Raw genomic sequence first — 1,114 nt, 5'->3', positions numbered from 1 at the left:
CTGCCCAAGCGCCGGCGCGGCCGGACGCTGGCCGAGGCCGAGCGTTCCCGGTCGGCCTCGCGGGACGACACCGGACGGCCCGCAACCGCCCCCGACGAGGCCAAGGTCCGCGCGGCCCGCTTCAGCAGCTTCCGCAACGCGGTACGCCCCGGCCCGACCCCCGAGGGCCGGGCACCGCACACCCGGCCCGAGGAACCGCGCGAAGGCGGCCCGGCCGACACCCCCGCTGTCTCCCGTCCCCCCACGCAACCGCACACGCACCTGGAAGGCGACACCACTTCATGACCGGCCCGACCACCGCGGACGACACGCTCACCTGGCTCCTCGAGGGCCTGCTGGAGAAGACTCCGGGCGCCCGGCACGCGCTCGTCCTCTCCCGCGACGGCCTCAAGCTGTGCCGTACGCCGGAGTTGTCCGTCGACCAGGCGGACCAGCTCGCCGCCATCGCCGCCGGCATCCAGTCGCTGTCGCACGGGGCGTCCGTGGAGTTCGGCGACGGCAGCGGCGGCGTCCGCTCGGCGATGGCCGAGTTCTACGGCGGGGTGCTGTTCATCGTCGAGGCCGGCGAGGGCGCCCACCTGGCCGTGGTGACCAGCGAGGACGCGGACCCCGGCGTGGTCGGCCACACGATGAGCGAACTGGTGGAGCAGCTCGGCGAGCACCTGACCGCGCCGCCCCGCTCCTCATGAGCCGTCCGGGCAGGGACGACGCTCCCGACCGTCTCTACACCATCACGCGGGGACGGATCGGGGCCGGCGCCGGCAGCCCGCTGGACCTGGTCACGCTGATCGTCGCCGAGTCGGCGGCGGCCACCGGCATGCAGTCCGAGCACGTGGCCATCCTGCGGCTGGCGGAGTTCCCCACCTCGGTGGTGGAGATCGCCGCCGAGCTGCGCCTGCCCGTCAGCATCACCAAGGTGCTGCTGTCCGACCTGCTGGCCACCGGCCATGTCAGCGCCCGTCATCCGCGCCGCCCCGCCATCACCGACCCCGACATCCTGGAGCAGGTGCTCGTTGGACTCCGCAATCTCTGACGCGCGCACCCCGTTGGGTGCCTCCGCCGACAACGGTCTGAAGATCGTCGTCGTGGGCGGCTTCGGCGTCGGCAAGACCAC

2 protein-coding genes and 2 pseudogenes are annotated in these 1,114 nt (G+C 73.6%); all 4 read left to right on the top strand.

What is annotated here, in order from left to right; all coding sequences use genetic code 11:
• Positions 1-285: pseudogene (locus GT030_RS35705) on the top strand (ATP-binding protein); the annotation flags it as partial.
• The gene (locus GT030_RS18060; protein WP_030813062.1) at positions 282-689 is read left to right on the top strand and encodes a roadblock/LC7 domain-containing protein; all 408 of its coding nucleotides are present in this window, start codon (positions 282-284) and stop codon (positions 687-689) included. The pseudogene GT030_RS35705 and the gene GT030_RS18060, both read left to right, overlap by 4 nt.
• Complete coding sequence (locus GT030_RS18055; RefSeq protein WP_135793314.1) at positions 686-1,033, top strand: DUF742 domain-containing protein; 348 nt, start codon at positions 686-688, stop codon at positions 1,031-1,033. Before GT030_RS18060 ends, GT030_RS18055 begins: the two co-directional genes overlap by 4 nt.
• Positions 1,014-1,114: pseudogene (locus tag GT030_RS36515) on the top strand (ATP/GTP-binding protein); the annotation flags it as partial. The gene GT030_RS18055 and the pseudogene GT030_RS36515, both read left to right, overlap by 20 nt.

This window comes from Streptomyces sp. SID1328 (assembly GCF_009865595.1).
GTDB lineage: Bacteria > Actinomycetota > Actinomycetes > Streptomycetales > Streptomycetaceae > Streptomyces > Streptomyces griseoluteus.
Note: the sequence above shows the minus strand (reverse complement) of the source record. Positions and strands in the feature narration are given on the sequence as shown.